Origin of the sequence: Jannaschia sp. R86511 (assembly GCF_042466345.1) — a bacterium.
Taxonomy (GTDB): Bacteria; Actinomycetota; Actinomycetes; order Actinomycetales; family JBBAYJ01; genus Aquipuribacter.
In genome coordinates this window covers 530553-553746 of record NZ_JAXHCD010000001.1, presented here as the reverse complement: position 1 = coordinate 553746, position 23194 = coordinate 530553, and the positions used below count along the sequence as shown (strand labels likewise).

23 protein-coding genes are annotated in these 23194 nt (G+C 75.6%); 13 read left to right on the top strand and 10 right to left on the bottom strand.

Annotation, left to right across the window (positions count from 1 at the left end):
* Nucleotides 1–26 precede the first annotated feature (26 nt).
* From SJY06_RS02740 to SJY06_RS02730, 3 genes are read left to right on the top strand one after another with little or no spacing between them, the layout of a single operon-like run.
* The gene (locus SJY06_RS02740; RefSeq protein WP_380164385.1) at nt 27–803 is read left to right on the top strand and encodes a LamB/YcsF family protein; all 777 of its coding nucleotides are present in this window, start codon (nt 27–29) and stop codon (nt 801–803) included.
* Nucleotides 800–1444: an allophanate hydrolase subunit 1 gene (locus tag SJY06_RS02735; RefSeq protein WP_380164383.1), complete on the top strand. Its 645-nt coding sequence runs from the start codon at nt 800–802 to the stop codon at nt 1442–1444. The genes SJY06_RS02740 and SJY06_RS02735 overlap by 4 nt, the downstream gene beginning before the upstream one ends.
* Nucleotides 1441–2310 carry a biotin-dependent carboxyltransferase family protein gene (locus SJY06_RS02730; protein WP_380164381.1) on the top strand — a complete coding sequence of 290 codons (870 nt, stop codon included), beginning with the start codon at nt 1441–1443 and terminating at the stop codon, nt 2308–2310. The genes SJY06_RS02735 and SJY06_RS02730 overlap by 4 nt, the downstream gene beginning before the upstream one ends.
* A gap of 66 nt (nt 2311–2376) precedes the next feature.
* Here the strand turns inward: SJY06_RS02730 and SJY06_RS02725 are convergent, their stop codons facing one another.
* On the bottom strand, nt 2377–2658 hold the full coding sequence (locus SJY06_RS02725) for a DUF427 domain-containing protein (RefSeq protein ID WP_380164379.1): 282 nt from the start codon (nt 2656–2658) through the stop codon (nt 2377–2379).
* Between the two features lie 74 nt (nt 2659–2732).
* Nucleotides 2733–3980, bottom strand: coding sequence for a saccharopine dehydrogenase family protein (locus SJY06_RS02720; protein ID WP_380164377.1), 1248 nt, complete (start codon nt 3978–3980; stop codon nt 2733–2735).
* An 84-nt stretch (nt 3981–4064) separates the two neighbouring features.
* Between SJY06_RS02720 and SJY06_RS02715 the strand changes: the two genes are divergently transcribed.
* Nucleotides 4065–5396, top strand: a complete 1332-nt coding sequence (locus tag SJY06_RS02715) for a cation:proton antiporter (protein WP_380164375.1) — start codon at nt 4065–4067, stop codon at nt 5394–5396.
* Between the two features lie 55 nt (nt 5397–5451).
* Here the strand turns inward: SJY06_RS02715 and SJY06_RS02710 are convergent, their stop codons facing one another.
* Together SJY06_RS02710 and SJY06_RS02705 are read right to left on the bottom strand one after the other, a co-directional pair.
* Nucleotides 5452–5898 carry a hypothetical protein gene (locus SJY06_RS02710; RefSeq protein ID WP_380164373.1) on the bottom strand — a complete coding sequence of 149 codons (447 nt, stop codon included), beginning with the start codon at nt 5896–5898 and terminating at the stop codon, nt 5452–5454.
* On the bottom strand, nt 5891–6316 hold the full coding sequence (locus tag SJY06_RS02705) for a PPOX class F420-dependent oxidoreductase (protein ID WP_380164371.1): 426 nt from the start codon (nt 6314–6316) through the stop codon (nt 5891–5893). The genes SJY06_RS02710 and SJY06_RS02705 overlap by 8 nt, the downstream gene beginning before the upstream one ends.
* Before the next feature lie 71 nt (nt 6317–6387).
* On the opposite strand from SJY06_RS02705, the gene SJY06_RS02700 reads away from it, so the two are divergent.
* Nucleotides 6388–6717, top strand: coding sequence for a DUF1905 domain-containing protein (locus SJY06_RS02700; protein WP_380164369.1), 330 nt, complete (start codon nt 6388–6390; stop codon nt 6715–6717).
* Here the strand turns inward: SJY06_RS02700 and SJY06_RS02695 are convergent.
* The 4 genes from SJY06_RS02695 to SJY06_RS02680 form a co-directional block, all read right to left on the bottom strand.
* A complete protein-coding gene (locus tag SJY06_RS02695; RefSeq protein WP_380164367.1) occupies nt 6659–7012 on the bottom strand; it encodes a hypothetical protein in 354 nt (117 codons plus the stop codon). The genes SJY06_RS02700 and SJY06_RS02695 overlap by 59 nt on opposite strands.
* Complete coding sequence (locus SJY06_RS02690) at nt 7009–7968, bottom strand: hypothetical protein (RefSeq protein WP_380164365.1); 960 nt, start codon at nt 7966–7968, stop codon at nt 7009–7011. The genes SJY06_RS02695 and SJY06_RS02690 overlap by 4 nt, the downstream gene beginning before the upstream one ends.
* Complete coding sequence (locus SJY06_RS02685) at nt 7968–8807, bottom strand: alpha/beta fold hydrolase (protein WP_380164363.1); 840 nt, start codon at nt 8805–8807, stop codon at nt 7968–7970. Before SJY06_RS02685 ends, SJY06_RS02690 begins: the two co-directional genes overlap by 1 nt.
* Nucleotides 8808–8949: 142 nt before the next feature.
* Nucleotides 8950–12549 (bottom strand): glycosyl hydrolase, encoded by a 3600-nt coding sequence (locus tag SJY06_RS02680; RefSeq protein WP_380164361.1) that lies wholly within the window; start codon nt 12547–12549, stop codon nt 8950–8952.
* Between the two features lie 267 nt (nt 12550–12816).
* Between SJY06_RS02680 and SJY06_RS02675 the strand changes: the two genes are divergently transcribed.
* Both SJY06_RS02675 and SJY06_RS02670 read left to right on the top strand, forming a co-directional pair.
* Entirely contained in the window at nt 12817–15132 is a 2316-nt protein-coding gene (locus tag SJY06_RS02675) for a family 16 glycosylhydrolase (RefSeq protein WP_380164359.1), read from the top strand.
* A gap of 104 nt (nt 15133–15236) precedes the next feature.
* Complete coding sequence (locus SJY06_RS02670) at nt 15237–16235, top strand: sigma-70 family RNA polymerase sigma factor (protein ID WP_380164357.1); 999 nt, start codon at nt 15237–15239, stop codon at nt 16233–16235.
* A 17-nt stretch (nt 16236–16252) separates the two neighbouring features.
* Here the strand turns inward: SJY06_RS02670 and SJY06_RS02665 are convergent, their stop codons facing one another.
* Complete coding sequence (locus SJY06_RS02665; protein WP_380164355.1) at nt 16253–16837, bottom strand: histidine phosphatase family protein; 585 nt, start codon at nt 16835–16837, stop codon at nt 16253–16255.
* Between the two features lie 99 nt (nt 16838–16936).
* On the opposite strand from SJY06_RS02665, the gene SJY06_RS02660 reads away from it, so the two are divergent.
* The 3 genes from SJY06_RS02660 (at nt 16937) to SJY06_RS02650 (ending at nt 20457) form a co-directional block, all read left to right on the top strand.
* Nucleotides 16937–18544, top strand: a complete 1608-nt coding sequence (locus SJY06_RS02660; protein WP_380164353.1) for a phospholipase D family protein — start codon at nt 16937–16939, stop codon at nt 18542–18544.
* Nucleotides 18545–18727: 183 nt separating this feature from the next.
* Nucleotides 18728–19840 (top strand): LLM class flavin-dependent oxidoreductase, encoded by a 1113-nt coding sequence (locus SJY06_RS02655; RefSeq protein ID WP_380164351.1) that lies wholly within the window; start codon nt 18728–18730, stop codon nt 19838–19840.
* Nucleotides 19837–20457: a CE1759 family FMN reductase gene (locus SJY06_RS02650; RefSeq protein ID WP_380164349.1), complete on the top strand. Its 621-nt coding sequence runs from the start codon at nt 19837–19839 to the stop codon at nt 20455–20457. The genes SJY06_RS02655 and SJY06_RS02650 overlap by 4 nt, the downstream gene beginning before the upstream one ends.
* Before the next feature lie 21 nt (nt 20458–20478).
* Here SJY06_RS02650 and SJY06_RS02645 read toward each other — a convergent pair whose 3' ends face one another.
* Complete coding sequence (locus SJY06_RS02645) at nt 20479–21162, bottom strand: hypothetical protein (RefSeq protein WP_380164347.1); 684 nt, start codon at nt 21160–21162, stop codon at nt 20479–20481.
* 61 nt (nt 21163–21223) lie between these two features.
* Here SJY06_RS02645 and SJY06_RS02640 point away from each other — a divergent pair, with 61 nt between their 5' ends.
* The 3 genes from SJY06_RS02640 (at nt 21224) to SJY06_RS02630 (ending at nt 23194) form a co-directional block, all read left to right on the top strand.
* Complete coding sequence (locus SJY06_RS02640; protein WP_380164345.1) at nt 21224–21910, top strand: response regulator transcription factor; 687 nt, start codon at nt 21224–21226, stop codon at nt 21908–21910.
* A gap of 80 nt (nt 21911–21990) precedes the next feature.
* Nucleotides 21991–22839 (top strand): HAMP domain-containing protein, encoded by an 849-nt coding sequence (locus tag SJY06_RS02635; RefSeq protein WP_380164343.1) that lies wholly within the window; start codon nt 21991–21993, stop codon nt 22837–22839.
* 7 nt (nt 22840–22846) lie between these two features.
* Nucleotides 22847–23194 carry an ATP-binding protein gene (locus SJY06_RS02630; RefSeq protein ID WP_380164341.1) on the top strand — a complete coding sequence of 116 codons (348 nt, stop codon included), beginning with the start codon at nt 22847–22849 and terminating at the stop codon, nt 23192–23194.

Here is a 23194-nt window from a genome sequence, read left to right as displayed (position 1 = left end):
GGACCGGGCGCGGGAGGATCGGGGGCATGACCGCCGCCGAGCCCCCGACCGTCGACCTCAACGCCGACGTCGGCGAGGGGTTCGGCCGGTGGCGGCTGACCGACGACGAGGCGCTGCTCGAGGTGGTGACCAGCGCCAACGTGGCCTGCGGCTTCCACGCCGGGGACCCGGGCACGATGCGACGGCTGTGCGTCGCGGCCCGCGAGCGGGGGGTCAGCATCGGCGCGCACGTCGGCTACCGGGACCTGGCGGGCTTCGGGCGGCGGTTCCTGGACGTGGCGCCCGACGAGCTGCGCGACGACGTCGTCTACCAGGTCGCGGCCCTGGTCGGGACGGCCGCGTCGGTCGGGGCCCGGGTGCGCTACGTCAAGCCGCACGGGGCGCTCTACAACGCCGTCGTGCACCACGAGGGCCAGGCCCGGGCGGTGGTCGAGGCCGTGGCCGCGCTCGACCCCGCCCTGCCGCTGCTGGGCCTGCCGGGCTCGGTGGTGCTGGAACTGGCCGCCGCCGCCGGCCTGACGACCGTGACCGAGGCGTTCACCGACCGCGCGTACACCGCGCAGGCCACCCTGGTGCCCCGCACGGTCGAGGGCGCCGTCGTGGCCGACGAGGCCACCGTGGTGGCCCGCGGCGTGGCCATGGCGACCGGTCGGCCCGTGACCGACGTCGACGGGTCGCCGCTGCGGGTCGACGCGCGCTCGCTGTGCCTGCACGGCGACACCCCCGGGGCCGTGACGACGGCCCGGGCCGTCCGCGCCGGGCTGGAGCGGGCCGGGGTGCGGGTGGCGGCGTTCGCCCGATGAGGCTGCTGCCGTCCGGCTCGCGCGGCGTGCTGGTCGAGCTCGACGACCTGGACCAGGTGATGGCCCTGCACGCCCGGCTGCGGGACGCGGACCTGCCCGGGGTGGTCGACCTGGTGCCCGCCGCCCGCACGGTGCTGCTGGTGCTGGACCCGGGCGCCACGTCGCCGGCCACGGTGGCCGAGCGGCTGCGGGCCCTGCCCGGGGCGACGGTCCCGACCGCGTCCGCCGCGGACCGGCGCGGTGCGGCGGGACCGGACCTCGTCGAGGTCCCCGTGGTCTACGACGGCCACGACCTGGCCGAGGTGGGCCGGCTGACGGGCTGGGGCGCCGACGGCGTGGTCGCCCGGCACACGGGTACGACCTGGACCGTCGCGTTCGGCGGCTTCGCCCCCGGCTTCGCCTACGCCGTGGCCGACACCGGTCCGAGGTGGCAGGTGCCCCGGCGGCACGAGCCGCGGACCCGGGTGCCCGCCGGGTCCGTGGCGGTGGCCGACGGCTGGACCGGCGTGTACCCCGCGGCCTCGCCGGGCGGCTGGCAGCTGCTGGGCCGCACCGCCACCGCCGTCTGGGACCTGGACCGCGACCCCCCGGCCCTGCTGCGCCCGGCGGTGCGGGTGCGCTTCGTGGCCGAGCCGCGATGAGGTCGGCGCCGCAGGCCGTGCTGCACGTGCGGGCCACCGGGATGTCCACCACGGTGCAGGACGAGGGCCGGTCCGGGTACGCCTCGTGGGGCGTGACGCGCTCGGGCGCCTGCGACCGGGCGGCGTACCGGCTGGCCAACCGGCTGGTCGGGAACCGGGCGGGGGCCGCGGGGCTGGAGGTGCTGCTGGGCGGGCTCGAGCTGGCCTGCGACCGGCCCGTCACCCTGGCCGTCACCGGTGCGCCGTGCGGCGGCACCCCGCTGGACGCACCCTTCGAGCTCCTCCCGGGCCGGGTCCTGCGTCTGGGCGCCCCGCCGGTGGGCCTGCGCAGCTACGTCGCCGTGCGGGGCGGCATCGACGTCACCCCCGTGCTCGGGTCCCGCGCCACCGACACGCTGTCGGGCCTGGGGCCGCCGCCGCTGCGCCCCGGCGACCGGCTGCCGGTCGGCGGGGCCGTGACGGCCATGCCGGGGGTGGACGTCGCCCCGGTGCACCCGCCGCCCGGTGGTCCGGTGACGGTCCGGGTGACGCCCGGCCCGCGGCTGGACCGTTTCGGGGACCGGGCCTGGGCCACCCTGCTGGCGACGGAGCGGGTCGTCGGCACCGACAGCGACCGGGTCGGGGTGCGGCTGACCGGCCCGGCCCTGGACCACCGGGCGGGCCAGGACGAGCTGCCCAGCGAGGGGGTGCTGCGCGGCGCGGTGCAGGTGCCGCCGTCCGGCACACCCGTGGTGTTCCTGGCCGACCACCCGGTCACGGGCGGCTACCCGGTGCTGGCCTACCTGCTGGACGACGACCGGCGCTCCGACGTGGACCGGCTGGCCCAGGCCCGACCCGGCCAGCACGTCCGGTTCCGCCCGGCGTGAGCCGCGCAGACCGCCCGGTCGCGTCGACCGACGGGGCGGTCGCGGACGGCCGCGGTCGCGGACCGGTCAGTCGCTGACGGTGACGCCCTTCCAGAACGCGACCCGGTCCTTGATCTCGGCCGCAGCGTCCTTGGGCTGCGGGTAGTACCAGGCGGCGCCCGCGTTCACCTGCCCGGCCACGACCACGTCGTAGTAGGACGCGGTGCCCTTCCACGGGCAGACGGACGTGGCGTCGTCGGGGACCAGGTGCTCCGCCCCGACCGAGTCCAGCGGGAAGTAGTGGTTGCCCTCGACGACCACCGTGTCGTCGGAGCGTGCGATGACGGTGCCGTTCCACTCAGCCTTCATGCCGGGTCAACCCCGTGGGCGGGGCCCCGATTCCCCCGACCGGCACCACCTCACCCGACGCCCGGCGGCCGGGCTCACAACACCCGCAGCGTCATCCCCGCCTCCCGCAACCGGTCCACCAGCACCTCGCCCAGGGCCGTGGCCGGGGTCAGCACGCCGGCCCGGTCGGGCAGCCGGTCACGGTCCAGCACCAGCGCCAGGGCGCTCTCGCCCAGCATCCGCGCCGTCGCGGCGTAGCCCGGGTCGCCCGGTGAGGTGACCCGGGCCTGCACCAACCGGCCGGTGCTGGTCCGCGAGTGCAGCCGCACCGCGAACCAGCCCGCCTCGCGGGCGGCCTCGTCCGGGCCGGTGCCGACGGCCGGCAGGACGCGGTCCAGCAGCCGACGGGTGACGGGCACGGCCATGGCCAGCCCGAGCCCACCGGTGCCCGCGGCCAGGCCCGCGGCCAGCGGGGCGCCCAGCACGCGGCCCGGCATCCCCACGGCCTCCCGGTACGTGAACCCCCGGCCGTAGGCGTAGCCGCTGAGGGCGTTGCTGCGGCGGACCACGCGGCTGTTGACCGGGCCCATGACGAACGGCGCCAGCCAGCGGCCGGCGTCGGCGTCCCAGGACACGCCCCAGGAGTCCGGCCCGTCCCCGGGGCCGTCGACCGTGCGGTCGGGCTCGACGGCCCGGTCGGGGCTCAGGGCGTACGGGTCGGCGACCAGGCGGCGGGCCTCGCGGTCGTCGCGCATCCGGTCGACCTGGGCCCGCATCGAGTCCACCGTCCCGCCGCTGAACCCGCCCGAGGCGCCCGTCAGCACGAACCGGGTGCGGCCCAGCTCGCCCAGCCCGTGCGTCGCGGCGGCCCGCGCCAGCAGCAGCACCCCCAGGTCGGAGGGCACCGAGTCGAACCCGCAGGCGTGCACCAGCCGCGCGCCGGTCGCCCGGGCGGTCTCGTCGTTGGCGTCGATGCTGGTCCGCATGAACAGCACCTCGCCGGTCAGGTCCACGTAGTCGGTGCCCTCGGCGGCGCAGGCCCGGGTCAGCGGCAGACCGAAGCGCTCGTACGGACCCACGGTGCTGGCCACCACCCGGGCGCGCCGGGCCACGTCGCGCAGCGCGTCGTCGTCGTGGGCGTCGGCCACCAGCAGCGGCCACTGCTGCGCCCGCGCGCCCAATCCGTCACGCACCTGCGCGAGCCGGTCGGCCGAGCGCCCGGACAGCCCGACCGAGACCCCGGGCGGTGCGTGGCGGGCCAGGTGCTCGGCCACCAGCCTGCCCGCGAAACCCGTGGCACCGTGGACGACGACGTCGAGCTCGCGGGGACCCTGCTGCACCATCGGACCACCGTACGCACGGGGCCCCGGACCGCCCGTCGGGACCGGCACGTGGCCGGACCCGCGGTCCCGTGCCACGCTCCGCTCGTGCTCCCCCTCACCACCATCACGGGCCTGCCCGTGCCCGAGATCACCAGCGCCGACGTCGTGTACGTGGTCGGCGGGGTCGGTCTGCTCACCGCGGCCGTGCTGCCCCGGCTGATCCGCGGCCGCGCCGTCTCCGCCGCCATGGCGTTCACCGGGGTCGGCGTGGTGGTCGGTCTGCTCCCGCTGCCCCTGCCGGAGCTCAACCCGCTGGAGCAGGGCGAGTCGACCGAACGCCTCACCGAGCTCGCCGTGATCGTCGCGATCATGGGTGTGGGCCTGGCGCTGGACCGGCCCCTGTCGTGGCGGGCCTGGGGGACGACCTGGCGGCTGCTGGGCATCGCCATGCCGCTGTGCATCGCCGCCGTCGCCCTGCTGGGCTGGGGGCTCATGGGGCTGCTGCCGGCCAGCGCGCTGCTGCTGGCGGCGGTGCTGGCCCCCACCGACCCCGTCCTGGCCGGGGACGTGCAGGTCGGCGGGCCGAACAGCGGTGAGGAGGACGAGGTCCGCTTCGGGCTGACGAGCGAGGCCGGCCTCAACGACGGCCTGGCGTTCCCGTTCGTCTACCTCGCCCTGTTCGTCGGTTCCTCCGGGGTCATCGGGGCGTGGGGGCCGCGGTGGGTGCTGTGGGAGCTGCTCGGCAAGGTGGTCGTGGGCCTGCTGGTGGGCGGCGCGGTCGGCTGGCTGCTGGCCCGGGTGGCCTTCCGCGCACCCAGCGCGACGTTCCGGTTCGCCGAGGCCGGGGAGGCCGTGGTGGCGCTCGGCGCGGTGCTGCTGGCCTACGGGGTCGCCGAGACGCTGCAGGGGTACGGGTTCCTGGCCGTGTTCGCCGCCGCCATGGTGATCCGCTCGCACGAGAGCCGGCACGACTACCACCACGTGCTGCACTCGTTCATCGAGCAGATCGAGCTGCTGCTGACCATGACGCTGCTGCTCATGTTCGGCGTGGCCATCGCGCGGGGCCTGTTCGACGACCTGACCTGGGTGGGCGTGGCCACCGGGGTGCTGCTGGTGGTCGTGGTGCGCCCGGTGGCGGGGTGGCTGTCCCTGATCGGGAGCGGGACGCGGCGTCGGGAGCGGTCGGCGCTGGCGTTCTTCGGCGTGCGCGGGATCGGGTCGTTCTACTACCTGGCCTACGCCACGACCGAGGGGTCGTTCAGCCAGGAGAGCGAGCTGTGGGCCACCGTCGGGTTCACGGTGCTGCTGTCGGTGGTGCTCCACGGGGTGACCGCGACGCCGGTGATGGCCTGGCTCGACGGCGAGGCCCGGGCCCACGAGCCGGAGCCGCCCCCGGCCGAGGTGGGCGGTCCGCCGACCGGCAGCCCGAAGGCCTGACCTGCCCCCGGACCGCCTCGACCAGCCCAGCCCTGCCCTGGGCCGACCCGGCCGGTCAGGCCGGGGTGGCCTCGTGCCCCGGGCGGCCGGGGGTCCGCTCGGACTCCTTCATCTCGGCCTCCAGCAGGTGCCGCCGCCCCTGCACCAGCTGCTCCCGGGCGTCCCGCTCGTGGTCCCGGAACCGGCTCCAGTAGCCGTCGTCGTACTCCTCGACGACCTGGAAGGTCCACCGGCCGGCGAGCACGTTGCGCCCGAGCAGGTCGTGGCGCAGCCGGGCGGCCAGGTCCTCGTGCCCCGCCCCGGCGAGCTCGTCGACCGCCTCGCCCAGCAGGATGTCGGCCCGGCCGGACAGCCGGTGGAAGCCGTACAGCAGGCCACGGGCGTGCTCGACGGTCTCCAGCGCCTCGCTCAGCTTGCCCAGCGCCGAGACCGTGGCGTCGTCGACCCCGGCCGGGCGGACGTGCTCGGGGGCCGGGGCGTCGTCGCCGTCCCGCTCAGCCACGGCCGGGCAGCATGCCGTAGGCGTGGCTCGGGGTGAGGCTCAGCAGCAGCCGCCGCTCGCGCACCATGACCCGGCGGTACTCGTCCCAGTCGGGGTGCTCGCCGGCCGCGTGCCGGTAGTAGTCCACGAGCGCCTCGACCGTGGCGTCGTCGGTCGCGCGGGCGACCGGCGTCGTCGTGGCCTCGCCCTCGATGACGACGTAGCTCCAGAAGTCCGGGGCGCTCACGTGCAGGGACACCCGCGGGTCACGGCGGGCGTTGCGGGTCTTGGCCCGGTCGTCGGTGACCGAGACCACGAACCGGCCGTCCTGCACCACGTGCATGACGTTGGACGACTGCGGTCGCCCGTCCCGCTTGAGCGTGATGAGCACGCTGCGCCGGTGCTCGGTGGCGAAGGACACCGCGTCGTCGACTTCCACCCCGCCATCCTCGGCCCCGCGGGGGCGGCTCGCACCCGGGCGCTGTCGGTCCCGCCGCCTACCGTCGGCCCGTGCCGGAGCAGGGGTCCCACGAGGCCGTCGACCACCTGACGGGCGAGCTGGAACGGCTGCCCGGGGTGGGCGGCTGGTACGTGCTCCGGCTCGGTCCGGCGCGGTCGCAGCAGCTGCGTGCCGGGGCCCGCCGGGGGTTCGTCCCGGTGGCGGCGAGGGTCGGCGGGTCCGCCTGGGACACGTCGCTGATGCCCATGGGGGACGGCACGCTGTTCCTGGCGCTGCCCGCGCACGTCCGTCGCGCCGAGGCCGTCGACGAGGGAGACCAGGTCAGGGCCGTGCTGCGGCCCCGGGAGCGGCCGCCGGCCCCGCGCCGGGGTCGCTGGTGACACCGGGTTCGCTGCTGACGCCGGGGGACGGGCTCTCGGCCGGGGCGTCGGTGCGACCGCTCCCCGCGGCCCCCTCGGCGGGCAGCGCCCGGACCGGGCCGGACACGCGCACCTCGACCGTCACCCCGTGGAAGTGCGGCGGCACGTGGGCGCAGGTCGACCGCTCGGTGACGGTCACGGTGATGACGTAGCCGTCCGGCCGCCGGCCCAGGCCGACGGCGGCCACGCCGGGCAGCCGGCGCAGCTCGGTACGCAGCTGCTCCTTGGCGGCGCGCGCGGTGTCCCGGTCGGTCACCCCGCCAGGATGGCACCCAGCTCGGTGAGCACGTCGTCGATCACGTTGCAGTAGGTCAGACCCAGCCCGTCGTCCCCGCCGGCCTCGCTGCCCGCGAACAGCAGCCCGACCGCGCTGCCGCCGTCGGCCAGACGCACCAGGGAGCCGCTGTCACCGCCGCGCGAGAACGGTCCGGCCGTCCCGTCGGGCCCGCCGGCCGCGCCGCCGACCTCGATCTGGCCGTCGAAGCGGAGCAGCCCGACCCCGGCCCCGTAGTCCACCACCACGTCGTCGACCTCGATGGCCGTCACCCGGCCCCGGGTCAGACCGGTGGTGCGGCCCAGCTTCTCGACCAGCTCGTCGCCGTCCAGCCGGGCCGTGGCCGTGGGGGCGCCGGTCACGTCCACCTCGATCCCCGCGTCGGGGCGGGCCAGCGCGGCGTCGACCCGGTTGCCCGCCGCCGGGTCCAGCGCGGCGGCGGTCTCCAGCACCCCCACCCGGTCCTCGGCCGTGCCGCCGTCGGCCGGGCCGGGCTGCCGCACCACGTCACCCGGGGAGGCCAGACCCGCCCGCGCCAGCACGTGGCTGTTGGACAGCAGGAACGGCTCACCGTCCCGCTCGACCAGCGCCCCCAGGGTGCCGGCCGTGTCGGCCTCGTGGCAGACCGAGCAGCCCGGCACCAGGGGACGCAGCCGGCCCTGCAGCTGCTCCGGGGCGGGCGAGGTCAGCGCCCGGACCGGACCGATCCGGCGGACGTCGACCTCGCCGTCCCCGACCTCGGCCCGCAGCTGCTCGACCAGGCGCGCCACCAGCGGGCCCTCGTGCCGGTACCGCACGGCCAGGGCGTAGCCCGACCCGCGCGGCGCCGCCCCCAGGGCGACCGGCCCCGCCGCGGGCACCTGACCGGCGGCGACCTCCCGCGTGGTGACCCGCGCCGACCACGACTGCTTCAGCTCCCGTACCGACCCCAGCTCCATCAGCCGAGAGTGCCACCGGGGCCGGACACATGGGCGGTCCGGCTCCCGCCGGTGGCCCGCAGCAGCAGCTCGGCCGTGGCCAGCGGCTCGTCCCAGGGCGGCAGGTGGCCGGACCGCTCGAACCAGTGCAGCTGCGCCCCCGGGACCGCCCGGTGGGCCCGCTGCGCCTGACCCGGCAGGCACAGCCCGTCGTGGCGCCCCCACGCCACGGTCACGGTGCGTCCGTGCAGCCGCTCGGCGGGGACGGTCACGGGCTCGCGACGGCGCCCCAGGTGCCGCAGGCCCGGCACGAAGGAGGGGGTCGAGCCGAACAGCCGGGACGAGTCCGGCACGACGTCGCTCAGGTGGCGGGGCCGCGGCGACAGCGGTCGCAGCAGGACCTCGCGGCCCAGCCGCGTGGCGAGGATGGCGGGGGCCACGGGCCGCAGGACGGTCACCAGCACGAGCGCGGCCCAGGCCACCAGCAGGAACCAGCGCCGCCCGCCGGCCCCCCAGTACCCGCTGGGCGCGAGCGCCACCACATCGCCGCCGTGCCCCCGGCGCAGCAGCTCCAGCACGATCTCCGCACCCATCGAGCTGCCCACCAGGTCGGCGCCCAGCAGGTCGGCCCGCGCCAGCAGCCGCTCGACGTGGTCGGTGAGCGTGGTCACCGTGACGGGTCCCGGCAGCGGCGGGGCGTGACCGAAGCCGGGCAGGTCGAACGTCACCACCTCGCGGTGGCGGTGCAGCAGCGGGACGACGTGGCGCCAGCAGTCGTGCGTGGCCCCCAGCCCGTGCACCAGCACCAGGGGTCGCCCGGACCCGTGGCGGTGCAGCCTGGGCAGGGTGGGGTCCGTCACGGCGTCACGCTCGTCTCGTCGGGGCTGGCGTGATCATCCGTGGTCCGCGCACGACCCGCCAACCGGCACCGCCCACGCCGGTGGCCCCGTCCTGCCCAGGACGGGGCCACCGGTGCCCGGGTCGTCGACCCGGCGGCTCAGGTCACCGCGTCGTGACGGCGGACCTGTGCCAGCCGCCCCGACCGACGTCGTTGACCGCCGCGACGCGGACCTCGTGCGTCGACCGGCGCTCCAGCCCGGTCAGGGTGGCGGTGGTCCCGGTGCCGACCCCCTCCCCGACCGTGGCCCAGCGCTCGGCCCCGGCCGGGCGCACCTGGACGACGTAGTCGGTCACGGGCGACCCGCCGTCGGTGACCGGGGCGGTCCAGGCCAGCAGGACCGACCGGCCGCGCAGCTCGCCGGTGAGCCCGCGCGGGGCGGCGGGCGGCGACCACGTCGTGGCCTGGACCGGCCGGGCGAAGGTGCCGGCCCCGGCGTCGGAGACGGCCCGTACCCGCACCTGGTAGGCCGTGCCGGGCTCCAGCCCGGACAGGGTCGCCCCGGTCGTGGCCGTCACCGCGTCGAAGTACGGCTGCCACTGCTGCGTGCCGGCGACCCGGTACTGCACCCGGTAGTCGGTGACTTCGGACGTGCCCGGCAGGTGCGGCGCATCCCACGTCACCGTGACCCGCGAACCGCCCACGGCGGTGGCGAACACCTCACCGGGCGCCCCGGGCCGGACGACCGGCTGCGGCTCCGGGTCCGGGTCGGGCTCCGGGTTGGGGTCCGGGTCCGGGTCGCCGTCGCCGGCGGGGGTGAGGGGGCCGAACGGCACCCGGACGGTGGACCCGGTGAGGTCGAGCAGCGACGGGCCGTTGCCGAGGACGTTCCAGACCTCGACCCGGATCGAGCCGTCGACCATGTCGGTCAGGGTGCCCTCGACGCTCTCCACCGGCCGTGCGGCCGAGGTGTACCGCTCGAAGCCCGGTGTCGGGTCGGTGGCGAAGTAGCCGTAGCTCTCCACCCGGTCCCAGGTCCCGTCGCCGTCAAGGTCGTACGACACCCGGGCCCGGGTGCCGTTGCCCACGTTGCCCTCGGCGTCGATCCCGAGGTCGAAGGAGGTGCGCAGCCCGCCGAAGGTGCCGTCCAGGCCGTGCGCGGTGGCCACCAGACCGGTGCTGGGGTCACCGACGGCGTCCGGGCCCACCCGGGCCCCGAGCGTCGCCGTGGCCGTGGTGCCGGGCTCGGTGGACAGGCCGCCGGCGGCGGTCAGGTAGAGCTCGGTGGCGGCGGGCGCCGGGGGCTCGGTCGGCTCACCGGGCTCCTCGGTGCCGCTGGGCGCCCCGCCCCCGCTCCACGTGTGCGCCCCGGTGGCGACGGTCCGCCCGGCCGGCACGTCCAGGGAGGTGCCGTCGGAGAACCGCACGGTCAGCGGCTCCTGGGTGACGTTGGCCGCGACGTACGTGCGCGCCCCGTCGTCGCTGAACACGGCCGCCACCGGGTGGTCGGCGGTGACCTCGGCGTCCACGGTGCCCAGCTCGGCCAGGTTGGCGATCCAGTGGAACGTGTGCGCCCGGCTCTCGCCCTCCTCGACCGGGTACTCCCGGTCGCCGTCCAGCGCCTGCAGCGCCCGGTCCCCGTCGCCGAGGGCCAGGTAGGACCAGAGGATGTCCTGCCACACGGTCGGCTCGCCCCGGTTGACGGCGACCATCTCGTCGAAGTTGCTCACGACGTCGTCGGGTCGCAGCCCCAGGTACAGGTGCCCGCCCGTGATGGGCAGGGTGTTGATGCCCTGGATCATCTCGGCCTCGCCGCTGAACCAGGTGGCGTAGGCGCCACCGCTGCCCCAGATCATGCCGACGGTGGAGTGGCCGAACCCCTCGGGCATGGCGCCCGAGCCGTCGAACCAGTACTGCTGGATGGCGGCGGTCTGGGTGGCGTAGAGGTACACGCCGGCGTCGCGGGTCTCGAGGTCGCCCGTGGCGGTGCCCCACTGGATCAGCCCGTTGGCGAAGTTCTGCCCCTCGGAGCTGGACTCCTGGTTGTTGCCGTTGACGAACGCGCCGTGACCGGAGGCCCAGTCGTGGCCGGCGTAGATGTCGAAGTCGCGCAGGTACGGGTAGCGCGGGTCGTCGCGGTCGAAGCCGTTCGCGTCGGCGATCAGCTCGTCGACCATGCCGCCGTAGCCGGCCTGCGCGGCCCAGTCCGGTTCGAACCGGGCGAGCGTGGCCGCGGCCAGGATGAAGTAGCCGTAGTGGAAGTGGTGGTCGTTGAGCTCCTTGTCGGAGCCGTACGAGGCCGGGAAGCCGACGAGCGTGCCCCAGCTCTCGTTGTAGGCGAAGACCTGCTCGGTCTCACCGGGGTCCGCGGTGAACCAGTCGGTCAGGGTCTCCTCGATCTGCTCCAGCGCCCGGTCGCGCACCGCGGTGCGGTCGAGCTGGTCGGCGATCTCGGCGATGCGCACGGCCCGGCCCAGGGCCTTGCCGGTCCAGTAGGTGTCGTCGGCGTCGATGCTCATCGGGTCGGCCGCCTCCGCGTCCAGCAGCACGTCGAGGCGGGCGTTGGCGTCGCCCTCGGCAGTGGCCACGGACGGCAGCTCCGGCAGCACCCCGGTGAACGGGGTCGCGGTGGTGAAGGACGTCGCGCCCACCAGGGTCGTCATCGGGCCGCGGGCGGACACGTACGTGCGCTCGGACTCCGCCCCGGCCGACGGGCCGTCGCCGGTCGTGCCGTCCAGGTAGGCGCTCTGGTGCGGGTACAGCGCCAGGACGGTGCCCTCGGCCGTGCCCTCGTGCGCCTCCGTCTGCACCGAGTAGACGGTCTCGACCAGGCTGGTCGACTCGTCGTACACGTAGTCGGCCCGGGTGCCGGTGACCTCGGCGTAGGCGTACGGCGCGAACGCGTCGGCCTCGGCCACGCGGTCGGTGTCCGTGTCGCCCGGCCCGGTCGCCAGCACGGCCAGGGACAGGTAGCCCTCGCCGGCCAGGTCGCTGCTCAGCGTGGTGCCCGACGTGGCCCAGGTCGCCCCGGTCGGGGCGAAGGCGACGTAGTCCGCACCGCCGGAGCTGAACCCGACGCGCTCGTCGTCACGCAGCCAGACCCGCAGGTCGCCGGCACCCTGCAGCATTGCGTCGCCGCCGGTCAGCTCGAACCAGGTGAAGGGCAGGCCGTGGCCGATCGTGGCGGTCATCGAGCGGGTGCCGTCGCTCCAGGACGGGGTGACGGTCCAGTCGCTCCAGTCGGCCACCTCGACGGTCGGCGCGGCCAGGCCCTCGACCCCGACCAGCAGGTCCTGGGCGTAGGGGAAGTGGAACTCCCCGATGCCGCCGGGCGTGCCGTACAGCGTCGGGGTCTGCGTGTGCGAGACCCCGAGCCCTGCGGGCGTCGGCTTGAACGAGGCGGGGTGCGCGTGCAGCGGCTCGCTCATCGCGCAGTCGAACTTCTTGAACAGCAGCGAGGACCACCAGTCGTTGGTGGGCACCGCCCCGGCCGGGGCGTCGTCGGTGACGAAGGCCCGGGCGTCGGTGGCCAGCGGTGCGCAGCCCTCCGGCGCGGGCCCGACCTGGTCGGTGGTGAAGCTGCCGGCCCCGACCGGCACCGGGTCGGCGTCGCTGGCCCGGGTGTCGGCCCGGGCGCTGCCCACGCCGAGTCCTGACAGGGCGAGGACGGCGGCCACCGCGGCGGCGGCGGTCCGCGCCGGTCGGCGGGAGCGCCGCGGGGTCGGGGGGGACGTCGCGACGGCGCCCCGGAGACGGACGGACATGGGTGTGCTCCTCACGGGCCGTCCCGCGCACGGGGGCCCTGCTGCGCCGGCCGGACCGTCATCGGTCCCGGCTGACTCGCGCCCGTCCGCACCCGGCCCTCGTCGGCCGACGTCGTACCCGCGCTCAAACTGAGCCTGACACGTGATCTGACAATCTGCAAGCGCTTGCGGATTCAGCCGGGATTTGTGATCGTTGCCCCACAACCAGCGGTCTCCCGCGGCCCCCGGCCGGTGCGGCGACCCGTCGCACCTGGTCGAGGAGGACCTATGCGGACCCGCCCATCCCCCCTGCGCACCACCGTCGTCGCCCTGCTCAGCACCGCGCTCGTCGTCCCCGTGTCCCTGCTCGCGTCCGGCCCGGCCGGTGCCGCGGTGGACGACCCGCTACCGGAGCCGGTGGTGGTCCTCGACGACTTCGAGGACGGCCAGCTGCCCCGCGTCAGCGACCCCGACGGCAACGCCATCGGCGTCTTCGAGTTCTCCGGCGACGGCTACGCCTACAGCTACGTCGGCGCCGGCACCACCCCGCCGTGGACCCCGAGCCCGGGCGGCGGCGAGAGCCTCGTGCTCGGGTCCAACACCGGCAGCTTCGCCGGTCTGATCCGCATCTTCACCGGCGGCGACCCGGTCGACTGGGCGCCCGTCGACGCCTCGGCCTCGGCCGGGTTCTCGGTCCGGTTCTTCGGCACCGGGTCCGGCACCGGCATGTTCCTCGACCTGCTCGACAACCGCTCGGCGGGCTCGACCCGCGACGACGCCGGCCGCTGGACGGTGTCCTGGATCGACGACACCCCCGGCTGGCGGACGCTGTCGTGGGAGTGGGACGAGTTCGCGTTCAAGAACATCGGCAACGGCGCCCCGGACGACGGCCTCACGCTGGAGGAGATCAACGGCTACGGCTTCGGCACCCTGGGCACCGGCGGCGGCGAGCGGCAGTTCGCCTTCGACGACGTCGCCCTGTTCGGCGAGCGGCCCCTGACCGTCGCCTTCGACCCGCCTGTGACCCGGGTCGGCGAGGGCGAGACGGCCGAGCCGCGGATCCGGCTCAGCCGGGCCACCGACCGCGACGTCACCGTCGACTGGGCCACCAGCGACTCCACCGACCGCACCGCCACCGAGGACGTCGTGGCCACGCCCGACCGGGACTACGTCCCCAGCTCCGGCACGGTGACCATCCCGGCCGGCGAGCGCGACGCGTTCCTCAGCATCCCCGGCGTGCAGGACGACACCTGGGAGGTCGACGAGTCCTACCAGGTCGTCCTCACCGACACCGACGGCCTGCCCGGCGGGCCCGCGACGCGCGGGGTCGTCAGCCTGGCCGACGACGACCCCCGCGACCCCGCGCTGGTCGAGGACGGCCAGCAGCCCGGCCTGCTCGAGGCCGGTCCGCGCGCCACCGTCGGCGTGACCGAGGTCGAGGTCGGTGACGCGCTCGCGCGCCCCGGCCAGCAGTACACCGAGGACGTCGTCACCGGTCGTGGGCCCGGCACCATCGGACGCACGTTCGCCGAGCCGCAGGACTTCTCCGGCTCCGAGGGCCTGTCGTTCTGGTACCGCGGCACCGGCTCGCGCGGCCGGGTCCAGCTGGAGCTGGCCGACAACAGCGCGCCCGACCCCGGCCCCGACGGCTGGGAGCTCAAGTGGTCCGACGACTTCGACGGCCCCGCCGGCAGCCTGCCCGATCCCGACAAGTGGTCCTTCGAGACCGGTGGCTGGGGCTGGGGCAACCAGGAGCTGCAGTACTACGCCGAGGGACCCGAGCACGCCTCGCTGGACGGGCAGGGCAACCTGGTCATCCGGACCGCCGAGGTCGAGGACCCCGAGGCCGCGGACCTGCCCTGCTGGTACGGCCCCTGCGAGTACACCTCGGCCCGGCTCGTCACCGAGGGCAACGCCGAGTTCCGCTACGGCCGCATAGAGGCCCGGGTCAAGGCCCCGGCGGGCACGGGCATCTGGCCCGCGTTCTGGAGCCTGGGCAACGACTTCCGCGACGTCGGCTGGCCCACCACGGGCGAGATCGACTTCTACGAGTTCGTCGGCCGCGAGCCGTTCGACGTGTTCGGCACCATCCACGGCCCGGGCTACTCCGGCGGGGAGTCCTTCGGCGACACCATCACCCTGGACCGGCCGGTGCCGGAGGAGTTCCACACCATCACCACCGAGTGGCAGCCCGGCCTGATCGAGTGGTACCTGGACGGCGTCAAGTTCCACGAGGCCACGCCCGAGGACGTCGCGCCGAACGGCTGGCCGTTCGACAAGCCCTACACGCTGCTGCTCAACACCGCCCTGGGCGGCAACTTCGGCGGTGCGCTCGGGGCCGACCTCGAGCTGCCGGGTGAGTACCTGGTCGACTACGTCGAGGTCTTCGGCGCGCCCGACACCGCCGAGCGATTCACCGCGTCGTTCCAGGACACCAGCGGCTGGCAGCAGGTCACGGTCCCGTGGTCGTCGTTCCGTCGTGACCGGCAGCAGCCGGCCGGCGCGCCCGACGACGGGCTGACGCTCACCGAGGTCGACGGCTGGTCGCTGCGGACGCCGGGCCGCACCCCGTTCCACCTGGACGACGTCCGGCTGGTCGACTGAGCGACGGGTCGACCGACGGGAGGGCCGGACGCCTGCGCGTCCGGCCCTTCCGCGTCGTCGGTGGCCGGGTCTAGCGTCGGCGCAGCGACCGAGAGGGGACCGACATGACGCAGGTGGCGCAGCAGCCCGGCACGGGTCTGGTGGGTGAGGCCGACCTCGCCCTGCACCGGGGCGAGCTGACCGGCTACTGCTACCGGATGCTCGGCTCGGTGCACGACGCCGAGGACGCGGTGCAGGAGACCATGGTCCGGGCCTGGCGGTCGATGGGCTCCTTCGAGGGCCGCTCCAGCGTCCGGTCGTGGCTGTACCGGATCGCCACCAACGTGTGCCTGGACGCCATCGCGGGGCGCAAGCGCCGGGCCTCGCCGCTGGAGATCGGTGGCCCCTCCGCACCCGTGCAGTCCTCGCTCGGGGACCCGCGCCCGCACGAGGAGTGGCTGGAGCCGCTGCCCTGGCGCGGCGTCGCCCCGGCCTCCACCGACCCCGCCGACCAGGCCGAGGAGCGCGACAGCGTCCGGCTGGCCTTCGTCGCCGCGCTGCAGCACCTGCCGCCGCGGCAGCGGGCGGTCCTGATCCTGCGCGACGTGCTGCGCTTCAGCGCCCAGGAGGTCGCCGGGCTGCTCGGCAGCACGGTGGCCTCGGCCAACAGCGCGCTGCAGCGGGCCCGGGCGACCCTGGCCACCCACCACGGCGACCCCCGCCCGCTCGACCCGCTGGACGAGGCGCAGCAGGAGCTGCTGCGGCGCTACGTCGAGGCGTTCGAGAGCTACGACATCGACGCGTTCGTCGCCCTGCTGCACGAGGACGCCACCCAGAACATGCCGCCGTTCGCGCTCTGGCTGCAGGGCGCGCGCGACCTGGGCGACTGGATGCTCGGGCCCGGCATCGGCTGCAAGGGCTCCACCGTGCTGCGGGCGCCGGACGCCAACGGCTGCCCGGCCTTCGCGCAGTACAAGCCCGCCGCCGGCGGCGGGTTCGAGCCGTGGGGCATCCACGTGCTCGAGGTCGTCGACGGTCGGATCGCGGCGATCACGTCGTTCCTGGACACCCGGCTGTTCGCCCGGTTCGGGATGCCGGAGCGGCTCGACGCCGACGGTCGGTAGGGCGGGGACTCTCCTCGTCAGTCGCGCAGGTGGCTGTCGTCGTTCCAGACCTGGACCACCCGGTTGCCGTGCTCGTACCCGAGCCGGCTCAGCGTCGCGGTGCCCAGCACGAAGCTGCGTCCGTGCAGCGCGGGCAGCCTGAGCCAGCGGGCGGTGAGGATGCGGAGCATGTGGCCGTGCGCGACCACCGCGGCGTCGCCGTCCGCCGCCTCGAGGCGCTCGATGACCCGGTCGGCCCGCTCGCCCACGGCCTCGACCTGCTCGCCCAGGCCCTCGCCGTGGGTCCAGACCGTCCAGTCCGCCACCTCGGTCTGCATGTCGGCGGTGCTGCGCCCCTCGGCCACGCCGTAGTCCCACTCCATGAGGTCGTCGACCAGCTCGGCGGTACCGCCCAGACCGGCCAGGCCGGCCGTGTCGACGGCCCGGCCCAGCGGGCTGCACAGGACCAGCCCGAGGTCCAGGCCGGCGAGCGCGCGCCCGGCCCGCTCCGCCTGGTCGCGCCCGGCGTCGGTCAGCGGGACGTCGGTGCGCCCGGTGTGCCGGTGCGCCCGGCTCCACTCCGTCTCGCCGTGCCGGACGAGGAACACGCGCTGACCGCTCATGCGTACAGGCAACCGCACCCGGCGGGCGGACGCGAACGGTCAGGTCGCGTCGGCCCCGCTCCGCACGACAGCACCGGGCCGGGCTGCGATCCTGCAGCGATGCCGTCCCCCGAGCCGCCGCCCGCCGGCGACGTGCGCCACTGGTTCCTCAGCGCGGCCGAGCGCGGCAACGACGCCACCCGGCTGCGGCCGTGGACCGAGGGCAACGAGGTCGTCCCGCTGGTGCACGGGCGCACCTACTTCCCCGAGCTGCTGCGGGCCCTGGAGGGAGCCGGTGCCGGCGACCTGGTCGTGTTCGCGGACTGGCGCGGCGACCCGGACGAGCTGCTCACCGACGACGGCCCCACGGTCGGCAAGGCGTTCAGCGAGGTGGCGCGGCGCGGCGCGATGGTCAAGGGCCTGCTGTGGCGCTCGCACTGGGACCGGTTCCAGTTCTCGTCCGAGCAGAACCGTGACCTGTCCGGGGACGTCAACGACGACGAGGGCGAGGTGCTGCTCGACCAGCGCGTGCGGCCGATGGGCAGCCACCACCAGAAGTTCGTCGCGGTCCGGCACGCCGAGCGCCCGGAGACCGACGTGGCCTTCGTGGGCGGCATCGACCTCGGCCACAGCCGCCGCGACGACGCCGAGCACGGCGGCGACCCGCAGACCCAGCCGTTCTCGTCCCGCTACGGCGACAGCCCGGCCTGGCACGACGTGCAGGTCCGGCTGCGCGGGCCCGCGGTCCGGGACGTCGAGGACGTGTTCCGCGAGCGCTGGGAGGACCCGGCCCAGCTGACCCGGATGCCGTGGCACGTCCTGCCGGACGTGCTGCGCCGCCTGGACCGCGACGCCTCCACGCTGCCCGAGCCGCGCCCCGACCCGCCCGCGGCCGGCAGCTGCGCCGTGCAGCTGCTGCGGACCTATCCCAACCGGCACCCGGGGTACCCGTTCGCCCCCGACGGCGAGCGCAGCGCCGCGCGCGGGTACGCCAAGGCGCTGCGCCGCGCCCGGCGGCTGGTCTACATCGAGGACCAGTACCTGTGGTCGACGCAGGTGGCCGAGGTGTTCGCCGACGCCCTGCGCCGCGAGCCGGAGCTGCACCTGGTCGCCGTGGTGCCCCGGTACCCCGACCAGGAGGGCCGGCTGCGGCTGCCGGCGGTCCACCACGGCCACGCCCAGGCGCTGGCCATGGTCGAGGAGGCCGGCGGCGAGCGGGTCCACGTCGTCGACGTCGAGAACCGCCGCGGCGAGGCCGTCTACGTGCACGCCAAGGTCTGCGTCGTCGACGACGTCTGGGCCACCGTGGGCAGCGACAACTTCAACCGCCGCAGCTGGACCCACGACTCCGAGCTGACCGCCGCCGTGCTGGACACCACCCGCGACCCGCGCGAGCCCCGCGACCCCGCCGGCCTGGGTGACGGGGCCCGCCGGTTCGCCCGCGAGCTGCGCCTGGAGCTGATGCGCGAGCACCTGGACCGGGCCGAGGACGACGACGAGGACCTGGTGGACCCCGCCTCGGCGGTCGCCGCGCTGCGCGACGGCGCCGCGACGCTGGACCGCTGGCACGCCGACGGCCGGGTGGGCGAGCGGCCGCCCGGCCGGCTCCGCCCGCACCGCCTGAAGGTGCCCCCGGCCTGGCAGCGCCGGTTGTCGGCGGGCTTCTACCGGGTCGTCATCGACCCGGACGGGCGACCCCCGGGGATGAAGTGGCGCAAGCAGATGTGATGGGCTGAACCGGACGGGTCCCCGCGTGGGGCACGGCGAGCGGGGAGGGACGACGTGGGGCGAGGCGCGGTGGTCGCGGTCACGGGGGGCCCGACACACCGGCGGGGCATCCTCGTCCGGCATAACCGGCGCCCGCCGGACGTTCGGGGTCGTAGAAGCGTCAACTATCTAGGAGGCACCCCGGTGAGCGGCATCCAGCTCGGCGTGTTCAGCGTCGGCGACATCACCCCGGACCCGACTACCGGTCGGACCCCGACCCAGCACGAGCGGATCAAGGCGCTCATGCAGATCGGCCTCAAGGCCGAGGAGGTGGGCTTCGACGTCTTCGCGCTCGGTGAGCACCACGACCACCCCTTCGTGCCGTCGGCGCTGACCACCATGGGTGCGTTCCTGGCCGCGCAGACCGAGCGGCTGGTCTTCTCCACGTCGATCGCCCACATCACCACCAACGACCCCGTGCTGATGGCCGAGCAGTACGCGATGCTGCAGCACCTGTCCGACGGCCGGGTCGACCTGATGCTCGGCCGCGGCAACACCGGCCCGGTCTACCCCTGGTTCGGCAAGGACATCCGCGACGGGCTCAAGCTCGCGGTCGAGAACTACGACCTGCTGCACCAGCTGTGGCGCACCGACGTGCTGGACTGGCAGGGCCAGTTCCGCACCCCGCTCCAGGGCTTCACCTCGACCCCGCGCCCGCTGGACGGCGTGCCGCCGTTCGTCTGGCACGGCTCGATCCGCAGCCCGGAGATCGCCGAGCAGGCCGCGTACTACGGCAACGGCTACTTCCACAACAACATCTTCTGGCCCAAGCAGCACGTGGAGCGGATGGTCGGCTTCTACCGGCAGCGGTTCGAGCACTACGGCCACGGCCCGGCCGACCAGGCGTACGTCGGCCTCGGCGGGCAGGTCTACGTCCGGCCCAACAGCCAGGACGCGGTCCGGGAGTTCCGGCCGTTCTTCGACGTCGCCCCGGTCTACGGCCACGGCCCGACGCTGGAGGAGTACATGGACCAGACCCCGCTGACCGTGGGCTCGCCGCAGCAGGTGATCGAGCGGACGCTGGCCTACCGCGAGGTGGTCGGCGACTACCAGCGCCAGATGTTCCTGCTCGACCACGCCGGCCTGCCCCTGAAGACGGTGCTGGAGCAGATGGACTACCTGGGCGAGCACGTCCTGCCCGTGCTGCGGGCGGAGTTCGCCGAGGGACGCCCCGCCCACGTGCCGGACGCCCCGACCCACGCCACGCTGGTGGCGGCCCGGCAGAACGACCAGCAGACCCAGGAGGTGTCGTCGTGACCCGACGCGTCGTCGTCATCAGCGGTGGCCTGAGCGAGACCTCGGCCACGCGCCGGCTCGCCGACCGGCTGGCCGCCGCCACCACGGAGGCCCTGAGCGGCCTCGGCCTGTCCGTCGAGGTGACGGTGGTGGACCTGCGGGAGCGGGCCCACGACATCACCAACGCCACCCTGACCGGCTTCGCGAGCCCGGACCTGCAGACCGACCTCGACGCGGTGCTGGCCGCGGACGGCGTGATCGCGGTGACCCCGGTCTACAGCGGCTCGTACACCGGGCTGTTCAAGTCGTTCGTCGACCTGCTCGGGCAGGCCGCGTTCGACGGCACCCCGGTGCTGCTGGCCGCCACGGCCGGCACGTCCCGGCACTCCCTCGCGCTGGACCACGCCCTGCGGCCGCTGTTCAGCTACCTGCGGGCGCTGACCGTGCCGACCGGGGTCTTCGCCGCCAGCGAGGACTGGGGCGGCGACGGGGACGCGGCAGGTGCCCTGGCCGGACGGGTGCAGCGCGCCGCCGGCGAGCTGGCCGGTCTGATCGCCGCGCGCGAGCCGAAGCAGGTCACCGACGCCTTCGACACGGCGCCGTCGTTCACCGACCTGCTGGGCGGGCTCCGCGGCTGACCCCGGCGGGTGACGGTCGACTCAGCCCTCGACCGTCACCCGCGGGGCACCGTCGGCCCCGCAGGTCGCCTCCACGCGGATCCGCTCGCCCTCGTCGGGCTCGAACTCCACGCGGGCCCGGGTCCCGCCGTCGCTCGACCCGGTGCTGACCGTCCAGCCCGGCTGCGGCTGGGCGAACCGGACCGTCGGGGTACCACCGAGGCAGCGCACCCCCAGCTGCCCGCCCGCGACCGTGACGACCTCGTCCCGGGCGACCGCCGCGGCGTCGGCCTGCGCCTCGCCCTCGTCCTCTCCCCCGGAACCCTCGTCGTCGTCGCCGTTCCCGGGACCGTCGTCGGAGCCGCCGTCGGCCACCGGGGTCCGGTCGGGCGTCGGGGTGGGGGTCGGCGTCGGGGTCGGGGTCGACGTCGGGGTCGGGGTCGACGTCGTGCCGGGGGCGGGTGCGGCCGAGGCGCTGCCGACGACCACGGGGACCGACGCCGACGAGCCGGGCGACGGCCCGGCCCCCGCCGGCGTGCTCACCCCGCTGGCGGGGGTCGACGGCGTCGCCACCGCGACCGCGGCCAGCGGGTCGAGCACGTGCTGCCCGGCCCGCCCGATGGCGACCGAGGCGATGGTGACCGCCGCGATGACGACCAGCAGCCAGGCGAGCGCGGCGAGGACCGTGACACCCCAGCGGGGCCCGGCGTCCGTGTCAGCGACCACGGGTCCAGCCTCCCAGCCGGAGCGGCACCACGACGAGGGCCCGGAGGGCTAACGTCGGCTGGTGGCCTCCATCCTGGTCGTCGAGGACGACCCGGCGATCCGTACCGCGCTGCTGCGGGGCCTCGGCGAGCACGGCCACGTGGTGCAGTCCGCGCCGACCGGGCTGGGCGGGGTGCAGGCCGTCGTGGACGGCGACCCCGACGTCGTGCTGCTGGACCTGGGCCTGCCCGACGTGGACGGGCTCGACGTGCTGCGCATGCTGCGCGCGGTCAGCCAGGTGCCGGTCATCGTGGTGACGGCCCGCGACGGGACCGACGTGGTCCGGGCCCTGGACACCGGGGCCGACGACTACGTCATCAAGCCCTTCGACCTGGCCCAGGTCGAGGCCCGGGTCCGGGCGGTGCTGCGTCGCGCGAGCAGCGACGGCCCGGTCGCCTCGCTGACGGTCGGCGAGCTGTCGATCGACGCGGGGGCCCGCACGGTGACGCTGGCGGGGCACGGCGTCGACCTGAGCCGCAAGGAGTTCGACCTGCTGCACGCGCTGGCGAGCCGCGTCGGTCAGGTCGTCACCAAGCGGGAGCTGCTCGCCGAGGTGTGGCGGCTGCCCTACGGCGGCGGCGAGCGCACGGTGGACGTCCACCTGTCGTGGCTGCGGCGCAAGCTCGGGGAGTCGGCGGCGGCACCGCGGTACCTGCACAGCGTGCGGGGGGTGGGCATCCGCCTGGTGGACCCCGGGGCGGGCGGCTGATGCGGCGGCGGATCTCGTTGCTGGTCGCGGCCAGCACCTCAGCGGTCGTGCTCGCATTCGTCGTCCCTCTCGCTCTGCTCGTGCGTACGGTCGCGGAGGACCGGGCGGTCAGCGCCGCGGTCCAGGACGTCCAGCAGGTGTCCACGTTCCTGGTCGCCGAGCCCGACCCGGCCACCGTGGCCGCGTTCGTCCAGCTGGTCGACGAACGGTCGCCCCGCCGGGTGGGGGCGCTCATGCCGGACGGCAGCCGCATCGGGTCGGGGCTGCCGGACCCCGGGGACCCGGACCTGGTCGCGGCGTCGGCCGGGCGCGCCGTCGACACCACGGACGACCTGGGCCGGTTGCTGCTCAGCCCCGTCGTGACGGGGGACGGCACGGCCGTGGTGGCCGCGTCGGTCCCGTACGCGGACCTGCGGGCCGGCGTCGTCCCGGCCTGGTTGACCCTGGGGGCGCTCGGGCTGGGCCTGCTCGGTCTGGCCGTGCTGGCCGCCGACCGGGTCGGCCGCTGGGCCGGACGCCCGGTGACCGACCTGGCCGAGGTGGCCGGCCGGCTGCGGGACGGCGACCTGAGCGCCCGGGCCGCCCGCGGCGGCCCGGCGGAGGTCGACGCCCTGGGCCGGGCGATGAACCGGCTGGCCGACCGCGTGGTGGACCTGCTCCGGCTGGAGCGCGAGCAGGTGGCCGACCTGTCGCACCGGCTGCGCACCCCGGTCACCGCCCTGCGCCTGGACGTGGACCTGGTGCGCGACGCCGAGGTGGCCGACAAGCTCCGCGGTCACGTCGACCACCTGGTGCGGACCGTCGACCAGCTGATCGCCCAGGCCCGGCGCGGGGTGCAGGACGAGCTGGTGCGGCGCTGCGACGCCACCGCGGTCGTGGCCGAGCGGGTGCGGTTTCTGGTCCGCCCTGGCCGAGGACCAGGAGCGTGACCTGCAGGTGTCGCTGCCCGACGGTCCGGCCTGGGTCGCGGCGGACGCCGCCGACCTGGCCGACGCCGTCGACGCGCTGCTGGACAACGTCTTCGCGCACACCCCGGACGGCTCGCCGTTCGCGGTGGCCGTCGAGGCGGACGGGCGGGGGTACCGCGTCGTGGTGACGGACCGCGGGCCGGGGCCCGGGGGCCCGGAGGCGGTCGAGCGCGGCCGCAGCGGTGCGGGCTCCAGCGGGCTGGGCCTGGACATCGCGCGGCGCGTGAGCGAGGGGTCCGGCGGGCGGCTGGACCTGACCGCCGACGCCCTCGGCGGGACGAGGGCGGTCCTGGTCCTCGGCCCGCCGCGGGCGTAG